Annotated in this window: 10 protein-coding genes; 8 read left to right on the top strand and 2 right to left on the bottom strand. The window is 67.7% G+C overall.

Going from position 1 to position 16598, the window contains the following annotated elements; all coding sequences use genetic code 11:
- Positions 1-1232: cation-transporting P-type ATPase (locus FJ311_12850; protein ID MBM3952326.1), on the top strand; the 1232-nt coding region annotated here is incomplete at its 5' end.
- A 209-nt stretch (positions 1233-1441) separates the two neighbouring features.
- Here FJ311_12850 and FJ311_12845 read toward each other — a convergent pair.
- A complete protein-coding gene (locus FJ311_12845; GenBank protein ID MBM3952325.1) occupies positions 1442-2812 on the bottom strand; it encodes a methylenetetrahydrofolate--tRNA-(uracil(54)-C(5))-methyltransferase (FADH(2)-oxidizing) TrmFO in 1371 nt (456 codons plus the stop codon).
- Between the two features lie 114 nt (positions 2813-2926).
- Here FJ311_12845 and FJ311_12840 point away from each other — a divergent pair, with 114 nt between their 5' ends.
- The 4 genes from FJ311_12840 to FJ311_12825 all read left to right on the top strand — a co-directional run bounded on the left by FJ311_12840 (position 2927) and on the right by FJ311_12825 (position 8497).
- Positions 2927-3577: a FecR domain-containing protein gene (locus FJ311_12840; protein ID MBM3952324.1), complete on the top strand. Its 651-nt coding sequence runs from the start codon at positions 2927-2929 to the stop codon at positions 3575-3577.
- A 184-nt stretch (positions 3578-3761) separates the two neighbouring features.
- A complete protein-coding gene (locus tag FJ311_12835) occupies positions 3762-5588 on the top strand; it encodes a 4Fe-4S dicluster domain-containing protein (GenBank protein MBM3952323.1) in 1827 nt (608 codons plus the stop codon).
- Positions 5585-7429, top strand: a complete 1845-nt coding sequence (locus FJ311_12830) for a 2-oxoacid:acceptor oxidoreductase subunit alpha (GenBank protein MBM3952322.1) — start codon at positions 5585-5587, stop codon at positions 7427-7429. The genes FJ311_12835 and FJ311_12830 overlap by 4 nt, the downstream gene beginning before the upstream one ends.
- 12 nt (positions 7430-7441) lie before the next feature.
- Positions 7442-8497, top strand: a complete 1056-nt coding sequence (locus FJ311_12825) for a 2-oxoacid:ferredoxin oxidoreductase subunit beta (protein MBM3952321.1) — start codon at positions 7442-7444, stop codon at positions 8495-8497.
- 461 nt (positions 8498-8958) lie between these two features.
- Here the strand turns inward: FJ311_12825 and uvrA are convergent, their stop codons facing one another.
- Positions 8959-11805, bottom strand: a complete 2847-nt coding sequence (gene uvrA / locus FJ311_12820; protein MBM3952320.1) for an excinuclease ABC subunit UvrA — start codon at positions 11803-11805, stop codon at positions 8959-8961.
- Positions 11806-12046: 241 nt separating this feature from the next.
- On the opposite strand from uvrA, the gene ssb reads away from it, so the two are divergent.
- The 3 genes from ssb to gyrA all read left to right on the top strand — a co-directional run.
- Positions 12047-12529, top strand: a complete 483-nt coding sequence (gene ssb, locus FJ311_12815) for a single-stranded DNA-binding protein (GenBank protein MBM3952319.1) — start codon at positions 12047-12049, stop codon at positions 12527-12529.
- A gap of 8 nt (positions 12530-12537) precedes the next feature.
- Entirely contained in the window at positions 12538-13761 is a 1224-nt protein-coding gene (locus tag FJ311_12810) for an MFS transporter (protein ID MBM3952318.1), read from the top strand.
- Between the two features lie 225 nt (positions 13762-13986).
- Positions 13987-16598, top strand: a 2612-nt coding sequence (gene gyrA / locus FJ311_12805) for a DNA gyrase subunit A (GenBank protein ID MBM3952317.1), incomplete at its 3' end; no start/stop codon positions are given.

Below are 16598 nucleotides of genomic sequence, written 5' to 3'. Positions count from 1 at the left end.
CGCTGGCCGAGGTCGCGCTCGACGGCCCGCCCGATCCGTCGGCGCCGCGCGAAGCGTTCGAGCGCGGCCTGGTCCTCAAGGGCTTTCTCGGCGCGGGCGATCCGCTCCGGCCCGAGGTGCCGGCGGCGGTCGCGCGCTGCCGCCGCGCCGGCATCCGGGTGGTGATGGTGACCGGCGACCATCCCGACACCGCCCGGGCGATCGCGCGCCAGGCGGGGATCGTGGCCGAAGGCGAGAACGCCGTCGTGCTGACCGGCGACGACCTGGAGCGCCTGCGCAAGACCGAACTGGCGCGGCATCTCGATCGCGGCGTCCACGTTTTCGCCCGCACCACGCCGGAACAGAAATGGAAGATCGTCGCGGCGCTCCACGAACTCGACCGGGTGGTGGCGATGACCGGCGACGGCGTCAACGACGCGCCCGCGCTGCGCGCGGCCGACGTCGGCATCGCCATGGGCAAGACCGGCACCGACGTCGCGCGCGAGGCGGCGCAGGTGATCCTGCTCGACGACAACTTCGCCTCGATCGTGCGGGGGATCGAGGAAGGCCGCGCCATCTTCGCCAACATGCGCAAGTTCACCAACTACGTCCTGGTCAGCAACGGGCCGGAGATCATTCCCTACCTGCTCTACATGGTGCTGCCGGTGCCGCTGGCGCTGACCATCATCCAGATCCTCTCGATCGATCTCGGCACCGACATCGTGCCCTCGATCGCCCTCGGCCAGGAAAAGCCGGACCGCGAGACGATGGAGGTCCCGCCGCGCGACCGCCGCCAACCCCTGCTCAACTGGCCGCTGGTGCTGCACAGCTATCTGTTTCTCGGCCTGATCCAGGCGGCGTTTTCGCTGTTCCTGTTCTTTTGGGTGTTGCTCCAGGGCGGCTGGAGCTACGGCGCCGACCTGGCGGCGGACGATCCGCTCTACCGTTCGGCGACCGGCATCGCGCTCGCCTCCATCATCCTGATGCAGATCGGCAACCTGGTCGGGCGCCGCTCGCGCTTCGGCTCCGGCGTCGACCGGGCGTTGTTCGCCAACCCGCTGATCGTGGCCGGCATCGTCCTCGAAATCGCGTTCTCGTGGGCGATCCTGTATTTCCCGCCGGTCGCCGACGTGCTCGGCACCGGGCCGGTCGATCCCGCGGTCTACGCGCTGGCGTGGCTGGGACCGTTCCTGATCTGGGGTCTCGATTACGGGCGCAAGCGGATCGCGCGCGCGTTCGTCGTGGAAAAGTGAGCGGTACTTATGTCAAACCGCCTTGAGAACGACCTTATACCCCCACCCGAACCCTCCCCCACAACGGGGGGGGGAAAGAGGGTCGCCCATCAACCTCTTACTCCCTCCCCCTCGACGGGGGAGGGTCGGGGTGGGGGTGAGTCGACGATTGCGCGGGTTGGTATTAGGCCGCGCGGGCGAATCCCCGCGCGCATCATTAAGACTCGTCCCTATCGGGGCGCGCGGGCGGGATCGGCGCGCCAGGATTCCAGATCCTTCAGCGCGCGGGCGGTGAGCGCGCGCTTGCGCGCCTCGCCGCGCAAAGGACGTCCGCGCGCGTCGGCGGCCTCCAGCGGAGGGAACAATCCGAAATTGACGTTCATCGGCTGGAAGGTGTCGGCGTGGCCGCCGCCGGTGACATGGGCGAGCAGCGCGCCCAGCGCCGTGGTCGCGGGCGGCGGCGGGGCCGCGCGCCCCATCCGCTCGGCGGCGGCGAAGCGTCCGGCGATCAGGCCGATGGCGGCGCTTTCGACGTAGCCCTCGCAGCCGGTGATCTGGCCGGCGAAGCGCAAAGCGGGCCTCGCCTTGAGACGCAAGGCGGCGTCGAGCAGGCGCGGGCTGTTGAGGAAGGTGTTGCGGTGCACGCCGCCGAGCCGCGCGAATTCGGCGCGTTCGAGCCCGGGGATGGTGCGGAAGATGCGCACCTGTTCGCCGTAGGTCATCTTGGTCTGGAAGCCGACCATGTTGTAGAGGGTGCCGAGGGCGTTGTCCTGGCGGAGCTGCACCACCGCGTGGTGGCGGGCGGCGCCCGGGTGCGGGTTGACCAGGCCGACCGGCTTCATCGGCCCGAAGGCGAGCGTTTCCCGTCCGCGCTCGGCCATCACCTCGATCGGCAGGCAGCCTTCGAAATAGGGCGTGTCCTTTTCCCATTCGCGGAACGGCACTTTTTCGGCGGCGAGCAGCGCATCGACGAAGGCGTCGTATTGCGCGCGCGTCAGCGGGCAGTTGACGTAATCCTCACCGCCTCTCCCCCAGCGCGACTGCATCCAGGCGACGCCGAAGTCGATGCTGTCCTTGTGGACGATGGGGGCGATGGCGTCGAAGAAGGCGAGCGCCTCCTCGCCGGTCAACGCGCGCACCGCCTCCGCCAGCGCGGGCGAGGTGAGGGGGCCGGTGGCGACGATGACCGAATCCCATTCCTCGGGCGGCAGCCCGGCGATTTCCTCGCGGCGTATTTTGACCAGCGGGTGAGCGGCGAGGGCCGCCTCGACCGCGGCGCTGAATCCGTGGCGGTCGACCGCGAGCGCCGAGCCCGCCGGCACGCGGTGGGCATCGGCGGCGCGGAGCACGAGCGAGCCCAGCGCCCGCATCTCCGCGTGCAGCAGGCCGACGGCGTTGGTTTCGGCGTCGTCGGAGCGGAAGGAATTGGAGCAGACCAGTTCGGCGAGCTTCCCGGTCGCGTGCGCGGGCGTCGCGCGGACCGGGCGCATTTCGTGCAGGATGACCGGCACGCCGGCTTCCGCGATCTGCCAGGCGGCCTCGCTGCCGGCGAGGCCGCCGCCGATCACATGCACGGGGAGAGGGGGCGAAAACGTGTTCATGGTTGAACGCAACTACTTGCGGAAGTAAAAATATTCACACGCCGTCGTGAGTTGAGCCGGCGTTTCGTGCCGGGCGATTATGTCGCCGCGTTACCACCACCACAAGGATCAGCCATGACTCGCTCGGAATTCCTGAAACTCGCGCTGGCGACGTCCGTAATGCCGCTCGGCGCGTCCCTGTTCGCGCGCGGCGCGCGGGCGCAACAGGGCGCCGCCGACATCGCCGGCAAGATCGTAAAGCTCAAGGGCGCGGCGTCGGCCATGCAGGACGCGATGCCGCGCGGCTTGAAGGTGGATGATCCGGTCTTTCGCGGCGACGTGCTTTCCACCGGCCGCGACGCCCGGCTCGAAATGAAGATGCTCGACGACGCGGTGGTGACGCTCGGCGAAAAGACCGTGTTCGTGGTCCTCGACTACGTCGCGGGCGGGGCCAAGCCCAACGTCGCCATGCGCCTGATCGAGGGCGCGTTCGCCGCCGCCTCCGGCCAAATCGCCAAGGCGCCGGGCGGCGCGATGCGCATCGACACCGACACCGCCACCATCGGCATTCGCGGCACCGCGTTCTGGGGCGGCATGCTCGACGGCGATTTCCAGATCGCGCTCCTGTCGGCGGGCCGGATCGTGGTCGAAAACCGCGCCGGGCGGACGGAACTCAGCCGGGTCGGCGACGGCACGCTGATCAAGAGCGCCGATACCGCGCCGACCGCGCCCAGCGCCTGGGGCGCGGACAAGGTCAACCGCGCCAAGGCGACCGTGGCGTTCTGAGAATCGGCGCGGGCGGGGCGCAAATCCTTTCATTTCGCTGGGGCAATTTCCCGGGCGGCGGCCGGGCGCCGACGCCGGATTTCCTTTCCCCCCGGGCGCGGGTGGAGTAAATTTTCTTCGCGCGGCGGAAACGCCATCGTTCGGGTGACGGATCCGGGCGCGGCGGCGCCGAGGAGCCGGTGCGTTGCAGCCCACCGACATCCAAGACCCGGACTATTTCCACAAGGTCGTCGACTGCCAGTGGGCGTGCCCGGCGCACACGCCTGTTCCCGAATACATCCGGCTGATCGCGGCCGGGCGTTACGCCGACGCCTACATGGTCAATTGGCGCTCGAACGTCTTTCCCGGCATTCTCGGCCGCACCTGCGACCGTCCGTGCGAACCGGCGTGCCGACGCGGCCGCGTCGAGCGGGCGCAGCAGGCGCAGCCCGAGCCGGTCGCCATCTGCCGCCTGAAGCGGGTCGCCGCCGACTTCAAGGGCGCGAACATCCGCGCGCGCATGCCCGAGCCGGCGGTTCGGCGCAACGGCAAGCGCGTCGCCTGCGTCGGCGCGGGACCCGCCTCGCTCACGGTGGCGCGCGATTTGGCGCCGCTCGGCTACGCGGTGACGGTGTTCGACCAGGATCCGCGCGCGGGCGGCATGATCTGGTCGCAAATCCCGCGCTTCCGCCTGCCGCTCGAAGTCATCGACGAGGAGGTCGGCTACGTTCTCGATCTCGGCGTCGAGTTCCGGGGCGGAACACGGATCGACAGCCTGAAGCGGCTGCTCGCCGAGGACTGGGACGCGATCTTCGTCGGCACCGGCGCGCCGCGCGGGCGCGACCTCGACATCCCGGGGCGCCGGGAGGCCGCGGCCCACATCCGCATCGGCATCGACTGGCTGTCTTCGGTCTCGTTCGGCCACACGACGGCGATCGGCCGGCGCGTGATCGTGCTCGGCGGCGGCAACACGGCGATGGACTGCTGCCGCACCTCGCGCCGGCTCGGCGGCGAGGACGTCAAGGTGATCGTCCGTTCCGGCTTCGAGGAGATGAAGGCGAGCCCGTGGGAGAAGGAGGACGCGACGCACGAGGGCATCCCGATCCTCAACTACCGGGTGCCGAAGGAATTCACCCACCAGGACGGCCGGCTCACCGGCATGACCTTCACCAAGGTCCGGGCCGAATACGACGCCGAGCGCCGCCGCCGCCTGGTGCCGACCGGCGAGGCGGACGAGCATTTCGCATGCGACGACGTGCTGATCGCCGTCGGCCAGGAAAACGCCTTTCCCTGGATCGAGCGCGATTGCGGCGTCGCCTTCGACCGTTCCGGCATGCCGGTGGTGGACAAGGCGACCATGCAATCGACGCTGCCGCACGTCTTTTTCGGCGGCGACGCCGCGTTCGGGCCGAAGAACATCATCTGGGCGGTGGCGCACGGCCACGACGCCGCCATCTCGATCGACAAGTTCTTGAACGGCGAGGACGTCCGCGACCGTCCGCCGCCGGCCGTCAATCTGATGTCGCAGAAAATGGGCCTCAACGAGTGGAGCTACGACAACGACGTGGTCGCCGACGCGCGCCACAAGGTGCCGTGGCGCGACATCAAGGAATCGCTCAGGAACGTCCGGGCCGAGGTCGAACTGGGCTTCGCGGCGGCGACCGCGTGGAAGGAGGCGCAGCGCTGCCTCAACTGCGACGTGCAGACGGTGTTCGCGGCCAAGCTGTGCATCGAGTGCGACGCCTGCGTCGATATCTGCCCGATGGACTGCATCACCTTCACCCAGGACGGCGACGAGGCCGACGTGCGCGCCCGGCTCAAGGCGCCGGCCGCGAATCTCGCCCAGGCGCTTTATATCGGCTCCGGCTTGAAAACCGGGCGCGTCATGGTCAAGGACGAGGACCTGTGCCTGCATTGCGGCCTGTGCGCCGAGCGCTGCCCGACCGGGGCCTGGGACATGCAGAAATTCCTGCTCGATCCCGGCCACGCCGGCCCGGCCTGCCGCCCGGCCCAGCGGGGGAAGGCGGCATGAAGCGCCTCGCCGCGATCAACGATTTCGTCGTCAAGTTCGCCAACGTCAACGGCTCGGGCTCGGCCTCGGCCAACGAGCTGTTCGCCAAGGCGTTCCTGCGCATGGGCGTGCCGGTTTCGCCGCGCAACATCTTTCCCTCCAACATCCAGGGGCTGCCGACCTGGTACGAGGTGCGGGTGAGCGAACAGGGCTGGCTCGCGCGCCGCGGCGGCGTCGATCTGATGGTGGCGATGAACCCGCAGACCTGGGACCGGGACGTCAAGGAGCTGGAGCCCGGCGGCTACCTGCTTTACGACAGCAGCAAGCCGCTGCCGCCGTCCAAGTTCCGCGCCGACATCCACCCGGTCGGCGTGCCGATCACCGAGCTGGCCAACGCCCATTTCGCCGACGGGCACGTGCGCCAGCTGGTCAAGAACCTGATCTACGTCGGCGCGCTCGCCTCGCTGCTCGACCTCGAGCTCGAGGTGCTCGCCGACATGATCCGCGAGCGCTACAAGGAAAAGGACAAGCTGACGGAGTCCAACCTGGCCGCGCTCCGGCTCGGGTTCGATTACGCCGCCCGGCATCTCGCGGGCGCGATCGGGCTGAAGGCGCGCCGCGCCGACAACGTCGGCGAGCGCATCTTCATCGAGGGCAACGCCGCCGCCGCGCTCGGCTGCGTCTACGGCGGCGCGACCGTGTGCGCCTGGTATCCGATCACGCCGTCCTCGTCGCTGGCCGAGGCGTTCATGCACTACTGCGCGCGGCTGCGCGTCGACAAGGCGACCGGCAAGAACAAGTTCGCGATCATCCAGGCCGAGGACGAGCTGGCCTCGATCGGCATCGTCGTCGGCGCGGGCTGGAACGGCGCGCGCGCCTTCACCGCCACGTCCGGTCCCGGCGTCTCGCTGATGACCGAATTCATCGGGCTCGCCTATTTCGCCGAGATTCCGGTGACCATCATCGACGTGCAGCGCGGCGGCCCCTCGACCGGCATGCCGACGCGCACGCAGCAATCCGACCTGCTCGCCTGCGCCTACGCCTCGCACGGCGACACCAAGCACGTGCTCCTGTTCCCCGACGGCCCGCGCGAATGCTTCGAATTCGCCGCCCTCGCGCTCGACCTCGCCGACCGCCTGCAAACGCCGGTCTTCCTGATGACCGACCTCGACATCGGCATGAACCGGCACCTGTGCGAGCCGCTCGCCTGGGACGATTCCCGCCGCTACGACCGGGGCAAGGTGATGAGCCGCGCCGACCTCGATTCGGGCAAGGATTTCGGCCGCTACCTCGACGTCGACGGCGACGGCATTCCCTACCGCACGCTGCCCGGCACGCATCCGGACCGCGGCGCCTATTTCACGCGCGGCACCTCGCGCGACGCCTACGCCCGCTATTCCGAGGCCGGACCCGATTACGTCTACAACATGGAGCGGCTGCTCCGGAAATTCGCGACGGCGAAGACGCTGGTGCCGAAACCGGTGCTGACGCCGGCGAAGAAACCGGCGCGCTTCGGCGCGATTTATTTCGGCTCGACCGCGCCGGCGATGCACGAATCGCTCGACGCGCTCGCCGGGCAGGGCGTCCACGTCAACGCGCTCCGGGTGCGCGGCTTCCCGTTCCCGGACGAAGTCGCCGAATTCGTCAAGGCCCACCCCAAGGTGTTCGTGATCGAGCAGAACCGCGACGCGCAGCTCAAGACCCTGCTGGTCAACGAAGCCGGCATCGGCGCCGAGAACCTGATTTCGGTGCTGCACTACGACGGCACGCCGATCACCGCGCGCTTCATCACCGGCGAAATTGCGCGCATTGCCCGGCGCTTCCAGCGCCCCGCCCCGGCCCCGGCGCACGAAGTCGCCTGAGGATTCGCCGTCATGACCTCCATCGGCAAACCGAAGCTGCACCATCCCGCCCTGCAGGCGAACAAGATCGGCTTCACCCGCCGCGATTACGAGGGCAAGGTCTCGACGCTGTGCGCCGGCTGCGGCCACGATTCGATCTCGGCGGCGCTGATCCAGGCGTTCTGGGAGCTGGACATCGAGCCGCACCGGGTCGCCAAGCTGTCCGGCATCGGTTGCAGCTCGAAGACCCCGGACTACTTCCTCGGCAATTCGCACGGCTTCAATTCGGTGCACGGCCGCATGCCCTCGGTGCTGACCGGCGCCAACCTCGCCAACCGCGGCCTGATCTACCTCGGCGTTTCCGGCGACGGCGATTCGGCCTCGATCGGCCTCGGCCAGTTCGCCCACGTCATGCGCCGCCGCGTCAACATGGCCTATATCCTGGAAAACAACGGCGTCTACGGCCTGACCAAGGGCCAGTTCTCGGCCACCGCCGACTCCGGCTCGCGCTCGCGGCGCGGGCTGACCAACACCGACGCGGCGGTCGATACGGTCTCGCTCGCGCTCCTGATGGGCGCCACCTTCGTCGCGCGCGGCTTTTCCGGCGACAAGGCGCAGCTGGTGCCGCTGATCAAGGCCGCGATCGCGCACCCCGGCGCCGCGTTCATCGACGTCGTCAGCCCGTGCGTCGCCTTCAACAACCATCCCGGCTCGACCAAGAGCTACGACTACGTGCGCCAGCACAACGACGCGGTCAACCGGCTCGACGTCTGGCCGGCGCGCGAGCCGATCGCCGTCGACTACGCCGAAGGCGCGACGATCGAAGTGCCGCAGTTCGACGGCTCGGTGCTGCGCTTGCGCAAGCTCGACGCGCACTACGACGCGACCGACAAGACCAGCGCCATGGCCCACATCACCCACGCGGCGGAAAAGGGCGAGGTGGTGACCGGGCTTCTCTACCTCGCGCCCGACGCCAGCGACCTCCACGCCCACCTCGACACCGTCGAAACCCCGCTCAACGCGCTCGGCGACGCCGACCTCTGCCCGGGCGCGGCGATGCTCGACAAGATCAACGCCGCGCTGCGCTAAGGCATCGCCCGGTTGGACGTCTTCATTCCGTCATTCCCGCGCCAGCGGGAATCCAGCCTTTTCAAAATCCTGGACCCCCGCTTTTGCGGGGGTGACGATTCCGTCTAATCGCGCGGGCGAATCGTCGTACGCATCATTCGCGCGCAGACCTTCCTCGGTCGGCGATGGTCATGGTAAGGGCGTTCGTCGACTCGCATAAGAACATAAATCGAACATTATGTCAAGACATTTATCCTTGATAGATTATTATTCTTGACAAATAGGATTATATAGGAATATATGACAATACAGAAGAAGGCCGGAAAGCTTGGGAAAGGCGGAAAATGCCTACAAACGCCCACAGGAATCAGGTGGTTTTTCGGGATATCAAGGACTTAAGGCCGATTTACCCCGCGCAACCTTGGCGCAATCCCTACGCAATCCCGCCGTTGCTCCGGCGCGGAAGCGATGCCGGCGGTGCCCTACGCCCGTTTCTTTTCCCTGCCGCGCTTCAGGAGCGGCGCGAGATAGCGCCCGGTGTAGCTCGCCTTGATTTCGGCCACGTCCTCGGGCGTGCCGGCGGCGACCACGCGCCCGCCGCCCGCGCCGCCCTCGGGGCCGAGGTCGACGATCCAGTCGGCGGTCTTGATGACTTCCAGGTTGTGCTCGATCACGATCACCGTATTGCCGGTCTCGACCAGGGCGTGCAGCACCTCCAGGAGCTTCCGCACGTCCTCGAAGTGGAGGCCCGTGGTCGGCTCGTCGAGGATGTAGACGGTGCGCCCGGTGGCGCGCCGCGCCAATTCCTTGGCCAGCTTGACCCGCTGCGCCTCGCCGCCGGAAAGGGTCGTCGCCTGCTGGCCGAGGTGGATGTAGCCGAGGCCGACCCGTTGCAGGGTGACCAGCTTGTCGCGCACCGCGGGCACCGCCTTGAAGAACTCGGCGGCCTCGTCGACGGTCATGTCGAGCACGTCGGCGATCGACTTGTCGCGGAAACGGATGTCGAGCGTTTCCCGGTTGTAGCGCTTGCCCTTGCAGGTGTCGCATTGGACATAAACGTCGGGCAGGAAGTGCATTTCGATCTTGATCACCCCGTCGCCCTGGCAGGCTTCGCAGCGCCCGCCCTTGACGTTGAACGAAAACCGCCCGGCGGCATAGCCGCGCGCGCGCGCCTCGGGCAGTTCCGTGAACCAGTCGCGGATCGGCGTGAACGCGCCGGTGTAGGTGGCGGGATTGGAGCGCGGCGTGCGCCCGATCGGCGACTGGTCGATGTCGACCACCTTGTCGATCAGCTCGACGCCCTCGATCCGGTCGTGGGCGCCGGGGTGGACGCGGGCCCCCATCAGCTTCCGCGCGAGCGCGTGATAGAGGGTCTCGATCACCAACGTCGATTTGCCGCCGCCGGAAACGCCGGTCACGCAGGTGAACAGGCCGAGCGGAAACGGCGCCTCGATGCCCGCCAGGTTGTTGGCGCGCGCGCCGATCACTTTCAGCATCCGGCCCGGATGCGGCGTGCGCCTGACCAGCGGCAGCGGCACCTGGCGCGCGCGGTTGAGGTATTGGCCGGTGAGGCTGTCCGGGTTGCGGGTGATCGCGTCCGGCGTTCCGGCGGCGACGATGCGCCCGCCGTGCACGCCCGCGCCGGGGCCCATGTCGATGACGTGATCGGCGGCGCGGATGGCGTCCTCGTCGTGCTCGACCACGATCACCGTGTTGCCGAGGTCGCGGAGCCGCTTGAGGGTCGCGAGCAGGCGGGCGTTGTCGCGGGGATGAAGCCCGATCGAGGGCTCGTCCAGCACATAAAGCACGCCGGTCAGCCCGGAGCCGATCTGGGAGGCGAGCCGGATGCGCTGGCTTTCGCCGCCGGAGAGGGTGCCGGACGCGCGCCCCAGCGTCAGGTATTCGAGCCCGACGTCGACCAGGAAGCCGAGCCGTTCGCTGATCTCGCGCAGGATGCGCTTGGCGATCTCGCGCCGCTGCGGCGTGAGCTTGCCCTCCAGCGCGCCGAACCAGTCGCGCGCGGCGAGGATCGAGAAGTTCGCGACCTCGGAAATGTCGAGCCCCGCGATCTTGACCGCCAGCGCCTCGGGCTTGAGGCGCGCGCCCTTGCAGGTCTCGCACACGGAGACGGTCTGGAAGCGCGACAAGTCGTCGCGCACCCAGTTGGAATCGGTTTCGCGCCAGCGCCGCTCCATGTTCGGGATCACGCCCTCGAACGGCTTGGTGATCTCGTAGGCCTTGGTGCCGTCGTGGTAGCGCATGGTGACCGGCGTCTCGCCCGAGCCGAACAGGACGGCGCGGCGCACGGCCTCGGGCAGCTTGCGGAACGGCACGTCGAGGCCGAACTTGTAGTGCCGGGAAAGAGCTTCCAGCGTCTGCTCGTAGTAGCGCGAGGACGAACCCGCCCACGGCGCGATCGCGTCCTCGGCCAGCGCCAGCGAGTCGTCGGGCACCACCAGCTCGGGGTCGAAAAACATCTCGGTGCCGAGCCCGTCGCACGCCGGGCACGCGCCGAACGGATTGTTGAAGGAAAAAAGGCGCGGCTCGATCTCCGGGATGGTGAAGCCGGAAACCGGGCAGGCGAACTTGGCCGAGAATATCGTGCGCGCGCCCGAATCCGCGTCCTCGGCGATGGCGATGCCGTCGGCGAGCTTGAGCGCGGTTTCGATCGAATCGGCGAGGCGGGCGGCGAGGCCCTCGCGCACCACGATCCGGTCGACCACCACCTCGATGTCGTGCTTGCGCTTCTTGTCGAGCTGCGGCGCCTCGTCGATCTCGTACAATTTTCCGTCGATCTTGACGCGCTGGAAGCCGCGCTTGGCCAGTTCCTGCAGTTCCTTCCGGTATTCGCCCTTGCGCCCGCGCACCATCGGCGCGAGCAGGTAGAGCTTGGTGCCGTCCTTCATCGCCAGCACCTTGTCGACCATCTGGCTCACGGTCTGGCTTTCGATCGGCAATCCGGTCGCGGGCGAATGCGGCACGCCGACGCGCGCGAACAAGAGGCGCATGTAGTCGTAGATTTCGGTCACCGTGCCGACGGTCGAGCGCGGGTTGCGCGAGGTGGTTTTCTGCTCGATCGAGATGGCGGGCGAGAGGCCGTCGATCGAATCCATGTCCGGCTTCTGCATCAGCTCCAGGAACTGGCGGGCGTAGGCCGAAAGCGATTCGACGTAGCGGCGCTGGCCCTCGGCGTAGATGGTGTCGAAGGCGAGCGAGGACTTGCCCGAGCCGGACAATCCGGTGATGACGGTCAAGCTCCCGCGCGGGATCTCGACGTCGATGTTCTTGAGGTTGTGTTCGCGCGCGCCGCGAACGACGATCTTGTCCATGGGGGCGGTTCCGCCGGAATGTGGACCGGTCCGGAACCTTGCAGAGATAGAGGCTTGGAGGGGTTGCGTCAAAGCTGTTTGCGCTCCGCTTTGCCGGGGCGGCCTTTTTACTCCCTCTCCCGCGTGCGGGAGAGGGGTATGGTTCTGTGGAAAAGTGCGGCGGAGCGCGGCGATTCCTAAGTGGCGGTCTCGGGGCGGGAAGGGTAAAGTCGCCCCGATTTTTCAAGGAAGGAACAGTTCCATGGCGGGTTCGGTCAACAAGGTCATTCTGGTCGGCAATCTGGGGCGCGACCCCGAGGTGCGCTATTCGCAAGCCGGCGCCAAGATCGTCAACATGTCGGTCGCCACGTCCGAGTCCTGGAAGGACAAGCAGACCGGCGAGCGCAAGGAAAAGACCGAGTGGCACCGGGTGGTGATCTTCAACGAGCGGCTCGGCGAAGTGGCCGAGAAGTATTTGAAAAAGGGCTCCAAGGTCTATCTCGAAGGCGCGCTGCAAACCCGCAAGTGGACCGACAAGGAAGGCCAGGAAAAATACACGACCGAGGTGGTCGTCGACCGTTTCCGCGGCGAACTCACGTTGCTCGACTCCAAGGGCGGCGGGGGCGGATCGTTCAATGACGAGCCGTCGCCGGCCGAGCCGTCATCCGAAGGTCGGGGCGAAAGCGGGGGCCGGGGATCCAAGAAGGGCGGACGCGGCGATCTCGACGACGAAATACCGTTCTGAGCGCATTCATGTCCGCCGCGCCCACGTCTCTCGCGGGCATCCCCGACGTTCGCCGTCAGGCGCGCGTCAACGCCTACGTGCTCTCGGTCTGCCAGGCGCTGTCGCAGGGCGGCGCGGTGCTGGTGGTGGTGGTCTCGGCGCTGGCCGGGCACGCGCTCGCCGAGAACAAGGCGCTGGCGACGGTGCCCTACGGCATGCAGTTCCTGGCGACCATGGTTTCGACCGTGCCCGCCTCGCTGTTGATGGGACGGATCGGCCGCCGGGCGGGGTTCACGGTCGGCCAGACGATCGGCATCCTCGGCGCCGGCCTCGCCGCCTATGCCGTCTACAGCGGCAATTTCGTCCTGTTCGCGATCGGCAGCGCCACTCTCGGCGTCCACAACGCCTTCTGGCAATACTTCCGCTTCGCCGCCGCCGATCTCGCCGACGACGACTTCCGGCCCAAGGCGATCTCCTACGTCATGGCGGGCGGCCTGGTCGCGGCGTTCATCGGGCCCGAGGTCGCCAAGCTGTTCCGCGAATCGATTCCGGCGGCGCCGTTCGCGGGCAGCTACGCCGCGCTCGCCGGCATGTTCGTCGTCAACATCGTCCTGTTGCGCCTGGTGCGGATTCCGCTGCCGACCACGGCGCTCTCCGCCGGCCGGCCGCTGCCGGCCATCGTCCGCAATCCGGTGTTCGTCGTCGCCGCGCTCGCGGCCATGCTCGGCTACGCCTCCATGAACCTCCTCATGACCGCGACGCCGCTCGCCATGCACGCGGATCATTTCGATTTCGCCGACACCGCCTTGGTCATCCAATGGCACGTGGTCGGCATGTACGGGCCGAGCTTCTTCACCGGCCACCTGATCCGCCGTTACGGCTCGCCGCGCGTGATCCTGGCGGGCACGCTGCTGATGATCGCTTCCATCACCGTCAATCTCGTCGATCATACGCTGCTGCATTACTGGCTCGGCCTCCTGCTGATCGGCATGGGCTGGAACCTGATGTTCGTGGGCGGGACCGCGCTGTTGACCGAATGCCACCGGCCCGAGGAACGCGCGCGGGTCCAGGCGCTCAACGACTTCATGGTGTTCGGGGCGGTGGCGCTGGCGAGCCTGACCTCGGGCGCGTTGCAGCACGCCCAGGGCTGGATGATCGTCAACCTGTTCGTGCTGATGCCGATTCTGGCGGTTTTCACGGCCACCACCGCGCTTCTTATCCACAGACATCGGTTGGCGCAAAAAACCGCCTGAATCCAACGCGTTCCGGGTCGCTTCGGAGGGCCGATCCGGGCTGTTGCCGACCCTGCCGTCGTGCTAGATTTTTGCGCCCGTTTTGGGCGTCGGACGGATCCCGTCCGGCATGCCATAAGTGACTGAATCCAAAGGTCTTTCCGCTTGAACCTGCCGCCCGATCCCACCCTGCCCGAGGCCCCGGTTCCGGGTCAGGGAATCACCCCCATCGCGATCGAAGAGGAGATGCGCCGCTCCTACCTCGATTACGCCATGAGCGTGATCGTCTCGCGCGCGCTGCCCGACGTGCGCGACGGGCTGAAGCCGGTCCACCGGCGCATCCTCTTCTCGATGCAGGAAAGCGGCTACGACCACGGCAAGCCGTACCGCAAGTCGGCGCGCATCGTCGGCGACGTGATGGGCAAATACCACCCGCACGGCGACGCCGCCATCTACGACGCCATGGTGCGCATGGCCCAGGATTTCGCCATGCGCCTGCCGCTGATCGACGGCCAGGGCAACTTCGGCTCGATGGACGGCGACGGCGCGGCGGCCATGCGCTACACCGAGGCCCGGCTCGCGCTCGCCGCGCACGCGCTCTTGGACGACATCGAGCGCGACACGGTCGACTTCCAGCCCAACTACGACGAATCGTCCAAGGAACCGGTGGTGCTGCCCGCCGGGTTCCCCAACCTGCTGGTCAACGGCGCCGGCGGCATCGCCGTCGGCATGGCGACCAACATCCCGCCCCATAACCTGGGCGAGATCATCGACGCCTGCTGCGCCTGCATCGACACCCCCGACATCACGATCGAAGACCTGATCCGCGAGCACGTGCCGGGACCGGACTTCCCGACCGGCGGGCTTATCCTGGGCAAGGGCGGCATTCTCGACGCCTACCGCACCGGGCGCGGCGGCATCGTCATGCGCGGCAAGACGACCATCGAGGAAATCCGCAAGGACCGCACCGCGATCATCGTCCACGAGGTGCCCTATCAGGTGAACAAGGCGCGCATGATCGAGATCATGGCCGAGGCCGTGCGCGACAAGCGCATCGAGGGCATCGCCGACCTGCGCGACGAATCGGATCGCGACGGCGTGCGGGTGGTGGTCGAACTGAAGCGCGACGCCGAACCCAAAGTGGTGCTCAACCAGCTCTACCGCTACACCCCGCTCGAATCGAGCTTCGGCATCAACATGCTGGCGCTCGACGGCGGCCAGCCGCGCCTGATGAACCTGAAGGAGATCCTGGAAGCCTTCATCGCCTTCCGCGAGGAAGTGGTGCGCCGGCGCACGGTGTTCGAACTGGGCAAGGCGCGCGAGAAGGCGCACGTGTTGGCCGGCCTCGCGGTCGCGGTCGCCAACATCGACGAGGTGATCGCCCTCATCCGCGCCGCCAAGGATCCGCAGGTCGCCAGGGAAAAGCTGATGGCCAAGGCCTGGCCCGCGACCGAGGTCGCGGCGATGATCGCGCTTCTCGACGAGCCCGGCCACAAGGTCGAAAACGGCAAGTATCGCCTGTCGGAGGCCCAGGCCAAGGCGATCCTGGAACTGCGCCTGCATCGCCTGACCGGGCTCGAGCGCGACAAGATCGGCGCCGACCTCAAGGAATTGGGGCGCGAGATCGAGCGCTATCTCGCCATCCTCGCCTCGCGCGCCGAACTCTACAAGCTGCTCCGCCAGGAGCTGGCGACGATGAAGGAAAAGTTCGCCACGCCCCGCCGCACCGCCTTCGAGGAAGGCGAGGCGGACGGCGCGGAAGAGGACCTGATCCAGCGCGAGGACATGGTCGTCACCGTCACCAACACCGGCTACATCAAGCGGGTGCCGCTCTCCACCTACCGCGCGCAACGGCGCGGCGGCAAGGGCCGCACCGGCATGGCGACCAAGGAAGAGGATTTCGTCAGCCAGGTGTTCGTCGCCAACACCCACACGCCGATGCTGTTCTTTTCCTCGACCGGCCTCGCCTACAAGCTCAAGGTGTTCAAGCTGCCGATCGGCACGCCGACCTCGCGCGGCAAGGCGCTGGTCAACCTGCTGCCGCTGAAGGAAGGCGAAACCATCACCACGGTCATGCCGCTGCCCGAGGACGAGGCGACCTGGAACGACCTGTTCGTCATGTTCGCGACCCGTTCGGGCGACGTGCGCCGCAACCGGCTCTCGGATTTCGTCGACGTGCGCGCCAACGGCAAGATCGCCATGAAGCTGGCGCCGGGGGATGCGCTGGTGCGCGTGCGCACCTGCACCGAGAACGAGGACGTTTTCCTATGCACCCGCGCCGGCAAGTGCATCCGCTTTTCGGTCGGCGACATTCGCGTGTTCGCCGGACGCACCTCGACCGGCGTGCGCGGCATCAAGCTCGCCGACGACGACTACGTCATTTCCATGTCCATGCTGCGCCACGTCGAGTTCAACACCGAGGAGCGCGACGCCTATCTGCGGCTCGCCTCCCAGCGCCGCCGCGCGGCGGGCGAGGAGGAGGGCGGCGAGGCCGGCGAGGGCGCGGCCGCGGCCATCACCCTCGACGAATCCCGCGCCGCCGCCCTGGCGGCGGCCGAGGAGTTCATTCTCTCGGTCACCGAGAACGGCTACGGCAAGCGCTCCTCGGCCTACGAATACCGGCTCGCCAACCGCGGCGGCCAGGGCATCGCCAACATCGACGTTTCCGCCCGCAACGGTTCGGTGGTGGCCTCGTTCCCGGTCAGGGACGCGGACCAGATCATGATGGTCAGCGACGGCGGGCAGCTGATCCGCATTCCGGTCGGCGACATCCGCATCGCCGGACGCTCGACCCAGGGCGTCATCCTGTTCAAGACCGCCGAGGGCGAGCGCGTCGTTTCCGTCACCCGGTTGCGCGA

The organism is Rhodospirillales bacterium (assembly GCA_016872535.1).
Classification (GTDB): domain Bacteria; phylum Pseudomonadota; class Alphaproteobacteria; order Rhodospirillales; family 2-12-FULL-67-15; genus 2-12-FULL-67-15.
This window is presented reverse-complemented; position numbering and strand designations above follow the sequence as displayed.